General features: G+C 70.9%; 5 protein-coding genes. 2 read left to right on the top strand and 3 right to left on the bottom strand.

Features of this window, described 5'->3' with window-relative positions:
* Nucleotides 1-82: 82 nt before the first annotated feature.
* Nucleotides 83-1,078, top strand: coding sequence for an aldo/keto reductase (locus tag ACFU8Q_RS38880; protein WP_384464142.1), 996 nt, complete (start codon nucleotides 83-85; stop codon nucleotides 1,076-1,078).
* Nucleotides 1,079-1,215: 137 nt separating this feature from the next.
* Here the strand turns inward: ACFU8Q_RS38880 and ACFU8Q_RS38885 are convergent, their stop codons facing one another.
* Nucleotides 1,216-1,746, bottom strand: a complete 531-nt coding sequence (locus tag ACFU8Q_RS38885) for a PadR family transcriptional regulator (protein ID WP_384464130.1) — start codon at nucleotides 1,744-1,746, stop codon at nucleotides 1,216-1,218.
* 91 nt (nucleotides 1,747-1,837) lie between these two features.
* On the opposite strand from ACFU8Q_RS38885, the gene ACFU8Q_RS38890 reads away from it, so the two are divergent.
* Nucleotides 1,838-2,623, top strand: a complete 786-nt coding sequence (locus ACFU8Q_RS38890) for an alpha/beta fold hydrolase (RefSeq protein WP_384464133.1) — start codon at nucleotides 1,838-1,840, stop codon at nucleotides 2,621-2,623.
* Between the two features lie 228 nt (nucleotides 2,624-2,851).
* Here the strand turns inward: ACFU8Q_RS38890 and thpR are convergent, their stop codons facing one another.
* Both thpR and ACFU8Q_RS38900 read right to left on the bottom strand, forming a co-directional pair.
* A complete protein-coding gene (gene thpR / locus ACFU8Q_RS38895) occupies nucleotides 2,852-3,424 on the bottom strand; it encodes an RNA 2',3'-cyclic phosphodiesterase (protein ID WP_384464136.1) in 573 nt (190 codons plus the stop codon).
* A gap of 221 nt (nucleotides 3,425-3,645) precedes the next feature.
* Nucleotides 3,646-4,980 (bottom strand): MFS transporter, encoded by a 1,335-nt coding sequence (locus ACFU8Q_RS38900; RefSeq protein ID WP_384464139.1) that lies wholly within the window; start codon nucleotides 4,978-4,980, stop codon nucleotides 3,646-3,648.
* Nucleotides 4,981-5,132 lie beyond the last annotated feature (152 nt).

Consider the following 5,132-nt stretch of genomic DNA (forward strand, 5'->3'; position numbering starts at 1 on the left):
GCCCCCGGCACCGCGCCGGGGGCAGGGCGCGTTCCAGGTCGCTCTTGCTTCGAGCGGACTCGAAGGCGTTGGCTTGGTGCCCATGGAGTACACGCAGCTCGGACGCACCGGACTCAAAGTCAGCCGTCTCGTCCTCGGCACCATGAACTTCGGCCCGCAGACAAATGAGGTCGACAGCCACACCATCATGGACGCGGCGCTGGACACCGGCCTGAATTTCTTCGACACCGCGAACGTATACGGCTGGGGCGAGAACAAGGGCCGCACCGAGGAGATCATCGGCACCTGGTTCGCCCAGGGCGGCGAACGCCGCGACAAGGTGGTCCTGGCCACCAAGATGTACGGGAACATGGCCGCCGACGGCGAGGCCTGGCCGAACCACGACAAGCTCTCCGCCGTGAACATCCGGCGCTCGGTCGAGGCGTCGCTGAAGCGGCTCCAGACGGACTACATCGACCTCTACCAGTTCCACCACGTCGACCGGAACACCCCCTTCGAGGAGATCTGGCAGGCGATCGACGTCCTGATCCAGCAGGGCAAGATCCTCTACGCGGGCTCGTCGAACTTCGCCGGTTACAAGATCGCCCAGGCCAATGAACTGGCCGCCCGGCGCGGCTCGTTGGGCCTGGTCAGTGAGCAGTGCATCTACAACCTGATCGAGCGCCGCGCCGAGATGGAGGTCATCCCGGCAGCTCAGGAGTACGGACTCGGCGTCATCCCGTGGTCCCCGCTGCACGGCGGCCTGCTGGGCGGCGTGCTGAAGAAGGAGCGCGAGGGAACGGCCGGGCGCTCGGCCTCCGGGCGCAGTGCGGACGCGCTGAAGAACTCGGCGCAGCGCGAGAAGATCCAGGCGTACGAGGACCTGCTCGACAAGCACGGCCTGGAGCCGGGCGAGGTCGGCCTGGCGTGGCTGCTGGCGCAGCCGGGGGTGACGGGGCCGATCGTCGGACCGCGCAACCAGGAGCAGTTGGACTCGGCGCTGCGGGCGGTGGAGCTGGATCTCTCCGCGGAACTGCTGGCGTCGCTGGACGAGATCTTCCCGGGGCCGGGGCCGTCGCCGGAGGCGTTCGCCTGGTGACGGTGATCCGACGGATGGTCGGGCGGCCAGTCGGGCAGCCGGCCTGACGGGTCGTCCGTCCGACAGGTACGGGCCGCCGCCGCCCCGCCCCGCGTCATCGGGGGCGAGGGCGACGGCGGCCCGTTCCCGTACCCGCCTCAGAGCGGCGTTCCGAGTTCGTCCAGCGCCTCCCCGAGCCAGCTCAGCTCCGCCTCACTCGTCGCGCGGGCGATCCGTAGCAGACCTTGCCGGAACGGGTCCTCGAACTCCTCGGCGCCGAGCGGCCGCTCGCCCTCGTAGAAGAAACTGCTCGGCTCCTCCAGGAACGCGAGCCGGCGCCGCAGCACCTCCGCCTGCTCGGCCGGGGACCCCAGATGGCGGAGGAAGGCGAGGACGGTGAACCAGCGGTTCTCGTCGCTGATGTCCACGTCGTCGGCCTCCCGCAGTCGGCGCCGCAGCTCCTCGCGGCCGGGCCCGGTCAGGGTCAGGTTGTGGCGGGGGGCGGCCCTGCTGCCCGGCTCGGTCCGGCGCTCCAGCCATCCGGCGCGCTCCAGGCGCTTGATCGCGGGGTAGAGCGTGCCGTCCGCGATGGGGCGGACGTGCCCGGTGAGGTGGGCGACGCGACGCTTCAGCTCGTAGCCGTGCAGCGGCTGCTCGTACAGAAATCCCAGGATGGCCAGTTCCAGCATGAAGGCATCATCCCTGATGACGTTATGCCTCGGTGCCGATGTATAGTCTCACCGATGCACTGACGAGCCGGCGACGAGACGAGGAGAAGGCATGAAGGACGCTCAGGTGACACCCGGCGGCGCGCGCATCCGGTGGGTGGAAGTTCCCGGCCGCCCCGGCACGTCCCGTACCCGGGTCTATCTGCACGGGCTCGGGGCGTCGTCCGGTCCGTACTTCACCGCGAGCGCCACGCATCCCCTGCTGGCCGACGCCCGGTCGCTGCTCATGGACCTGCTCGGCTTCGGGATCAGCGACCGCCCCACGGACTTCGGCTACACGCTCGAAGAGCACGCCGACGCGGTGGCGGCGGCGCTGGCGGCGGCCGACGCGCACGACACGGACGTGGTCGCGCACAGCATGGGCGGCGCGGTGGCCATCGTGCTCGCGGCACGCCACCCGCAGCTGGTGGCCCGGCTGGTGCTGGTCGACGCCAATCTGGACCCGGCCGCCCCGGACCCGGCTCGGCCGGGCAGCAGCGGCCTCGCCCGGTACACGGAGGAGGAGTTCCTGGCCGGCGGCCTGGAGGAAGTGCGCGACCGGGTGGGGCCCCACTGGTGGGCGACCATGCGCCTCGCGGGACCCGAGGCGCTGCACCGCACCGGGGTGCACCTCGCCCGCGGGACGACGCCGACGATGCGCGAGCTGCTGCTGGAGCTGAAGATCCCGCGTACGTATCTGCGCCCTCTGGACGACGGGCCGCTGCCCGGCGAGGACACGCTGATCGAGAACGGGGTACGGGTCGTGGCGGTCCCGGAGTGCGGGCACAACATCATGCTGGACAACCCGGAGGCGTTCGCCGGGGAGACAGCCCTGGCCCTCGGGGCCCGACGGGCCTAAGAAGGGCTTGCAGGGAATCAAGGTGATGAGTCCTTGCAAGCCCTTGGGTCCTTAGGCTCGCGCGGCACCTGCGCCGACGGATCAGGCGTCTGCGGCACGGCCGCTGACGCCGGCCGTCACTGACCGACGGCGGCTGCCACGGCGACGACGACGAACATCAGCACGAGCACGGCTGCCATGATGCGGTTTCTGGTCTTCGGATCCACCCTTCGAGCGTAACCGGCGGTCTCAGTGGCCCAGCGACCAGGATCCGATCACCTCGTACCTCGGCCGCTCACCGGCCACCCCGGTGACCGGCAGGTTGCTGCGCACGAGGGCGACCTCGCCGACCTCCCACGAGGTGCCCTCGAAACCTTCGAGGGCCGTGACGTAGGGGCGCAGGTCGGTCTCGGTGCGACTGCGGGCCAGGGTGAGGTGCGCGCTGTAGTGGCGGTGCTCGTCCATCGCGATGCCGGAGCGGCGGGCCGCTGCGTCGGCGCGTTCGGCGAGGAGCCGCAGCGTGTCGAGTTCGCCCGCGGCCCCGATCCACAGCACCCGCCCACCGAACCGGCCGCCACGGTGGAGGCGCAGCGGGAAGGGCTCGGTGCGGCCGGCCGCCCGTGCGAGGCGCACCCGCAGCTCGGGCAGCACCTCCTCGTCCACGGCCCCGAGGAACGCGAGCGTGAAGTGCCACCCCGGCTCACCGGTCCAGCGCAGTCTCCCGGCCCCGGGGAGCGCGCGCAGCGGGGTGACGGCACGGCGCAGTTCCTGGAGGGCGTGGTCGGGCGGCAGAACGGCGACAAAGAGTCTCAGACTGCTCATGGGCCGAGTGTCGCACCGTAACGGCGTGTCTTCGTCTCCGTGCGTATCGTTGTACTACGCGGCTGCCCGCGCCCGTGCGGCTGCGCGGAGGAGCGGCACGATGACCGTCTGGAGACGGGCGGATTCCCCCGCGACTGAGGCCCCCGACGCGCGCGACAGCGACACGGCCCCGACCGGGGGACAACCGGTCGGGGCCGTGCCTTGTGCTGCGCGGACGACCCTCAGGCCGCCGTGGCCAGCTCCTCACGCGGTACGAACCGCACGTGCGGGCGCCCCGGGCGGAGGTCGACCCGGAGGCGGAGGCCACCGACGCGGGCCAGCATGAGGCCGACGCCGACCGCTGCGACCAGCGAGAACGCACCGCCGACCGCCATGCCCGTACGGACCCCGTACGCGTCGCTGATCCAGCCGACGATCGGGGCGCCCACCGGCGTACCCCCGGCGAAGACCATCATGTACAGGCTCATGACCCGACCGCGCATGGCCGGATCAGCGGCCATCTGGACGCTCGTGTTCGCGCTGATGTTGGTCGTCAGGCCGATCATGCCGATCGGGACCAGCAGGATCGCGAAGAGCCAGACGGACGGCGACAGGGAGGCGATGATCTCCAGCAGTCCGAACGCGGTGCCCGCGGCCACCAGCATCCGCAGCCGCGAAGTGCGGCGGCGGGCGGCGAGCAGGGCGCCCGCGAGGGAGCCTGCCGCCATGAGGATGTTGAAGAACGAGTACATCCCGGCGCCACCGTGGAAGATCTCGTCCGCGAAGGCCGTGAGCCAGATCGGGAAGTTGAACCCGAACGTGCCGACGAAGCCGACCAGCACGATCGGCCAGATGAGCTCGGGGTGGCCGGAGACGTAGCGCAGTCCCTCGCGCAGTTGGCCCTTGGCGCGGGGTACGACGGTGGCCTTGTGCAGCTCGCTCGTACGCATCAGCATCAGGCCGACGAGCGGAGCGGCGAAGGACAGACCGTTGAACATGAAGGCCCAGCCGCTGCCCACCGTGGTGATCAGGACACCGGCGACGGCGGGACCGATGAGGCGGGCGGACTGGAAGTTCGCCGAGTTGAGGCTGACCGCGTTCCGCAGCTGGGCGGGGCCGACCATCTCGGAGACGAACGACTGGCGGGCCGGGTTGTCGACGACCGTCACCATGCCGAGCAGGAATGCGATGAGGTAGACGTGCCACACCTGGACGACACCGGAGAGCGTGAGCACCGCGAGGGCGATCCCGCACAGGCCGAGCGCCGCCTGGCTGACGAGAAGGAGCTTCCGCTTCGGGAGACGGTCGGCGATGACGCCGCCGTACAGGCCGAAGAGAAGCATCGGGAGGAACTGGAGGGCCGTGGTGATGCCGACGGCGGTGGCGGACCCGGTGAGGCTCAGGACGAGCCAGTCCTGCGTGATGCGGGACATCCAGGTGCCGGTGTTGGAGATCACGGCGCCCGTGGCGAACAGGCGGTAGTTACGGATCTTCAGCGACGAGAAGGTCCCGCCGGGCTTGCTCTCGTGGGTGGAAGTCGGTGCGGGGGCGGAGTCTGCTCCGGATCCCGTACTCAAAAGGGTTCGCCTCCTCGGGCATATACATTTCGCTGACTGACGGGGAGTGCGGGCGGGCGCGCCGGGGGGGGGGGGGCGCGGGCGGGCCCCCCGCCAGTTGGGGAGGCTGAGCAGCACCGGGGGCGGCCGGGGCCGCGGCGCCCCCCCCGGCG

Source organism: Streptomyces sp. NPDC057543 (genome assembly GCF_042801895.1).
In the GTDB taxonomy this organism is placed as follows: Bacteria; Actinomycetota; Actinomycetes; order Streptomycetales; family Streptomycetaceae; genus Streptomyces.

What these genes read in the sequence shown, in the direction of transcription:
- ACFU8Q_RS38890 (WP_384464133.1), top strand. Translation starts at nt 1,838, where the DNA reads ATGAAGGACGCTCAGGTGACACCCGGCGGCGCGCGCATCCGGTGGGTG.
- ACFU8Q_RS38885 (WP_384464130.1), bottom strand. Translation starts at nt 1,746, where the DNA reads ATGCTGGAACTGGCCATCCTGGGATTTCTGTACGAGCAGCCGCTGCAC.
- ACFU8Q_RS38880 (WP_384464142.1), top strand. Translation starts at nt 83, where the DNA reads ATGGAGTACACGCAGCTCGGACGCACCGGACTCAAAGTCAGCCGTCTC.
- thpR (WP_384464136.1), bottom strand. Translation starts at nt 3,424, where the DNA reads ATGAGCAGTCTGAGACTCTTTGTCGCCGTTCTGCCGCCCGACCACGCC.